At 59.8% G+C, this 694-nt stretch carries 1 protein-coding gene; it reads left to right on the forward strand.

Annotation, left to right across the window (positions count from 1 at the left end; all coding sequences use genetic code 11):
• Nucleotides 1-23: 23 nt before the first annotated feature.
• A partial coding sequence (gene istB / locus Q669_RS17620) for an IS21-like element helper ATPase IstB (protein WP_022993285.1) occupies nucleotides 24-694 on the forward strand: 671 nt, incomplete at its 3' end.

A 694-nucleotide genomic window follows, 5' to 3' on the forward strand; every position in this document is an offset into this window, starting at 1 on the left:
CTCCAGTGGCCAGGGGGTGACCCATGAGCCAGCTTGAACAGACCGTGTCCCGTTACCGCAGTCTGCGCCTGAGCGCGGCCGCCGACGAACTGACCAGCCTGCTGGCCGAGGCTGAAGCCAACGAGATGTCCTATCTCAGCTTCGCGGACCGGCTTGCCGAACACGAACTGATCCAGCGCCAGGACAAGCGTATCCGTCGGAACCGGAAGATGGCCGCGTTCCCCGTCGAGAAGCGCCTGGAGGGCTTTGACTACCGGCACCAGACCACCATCACCAAACGTCAGGTCAATGCCTTGCTGGACTTCCAGTTCCTCGACGAACGGAACAACCTGGTGTTCATTGGCCCGCCGGGTGTGGGCAAGACCCACCTGGCCATCGGGATCGGCCACAAAGCCGTGGAAGCTGGCTACCGGGTGTTGTTCCGCAATGCCCTGGATCTGGTGGAAGAGCTGGAACTGGCCGAGATGAAGGGTGAGCTGAAAAAGCGGGTCAGCGCCTTGGCCAAATACGATCTACTGATCATTGATGAACTGGGTTACCTGCCCATGACTCGGCAGGCCCGCTATAACCTGTTCCAACTGATCAACAGCCTGTACGAATACCGGTCGATCATACTGACCACCAACAAGGACTTCACCAGCTGGGGCGAGTTCTTCCACGACGACAACGTGGCGGTGCCGATCATTGACCGGGT

It is taken from the genome of Marinobacter sp. C1S70, from assembly GCF_000475355.1.
GTDB classification, from domain to species: Bacteria; Pseudomonadota; Gammaproteobacteria; order Pseudomonadales; family Oleiphilaceae; genus Marinobacter; species Marinobacter nauticus.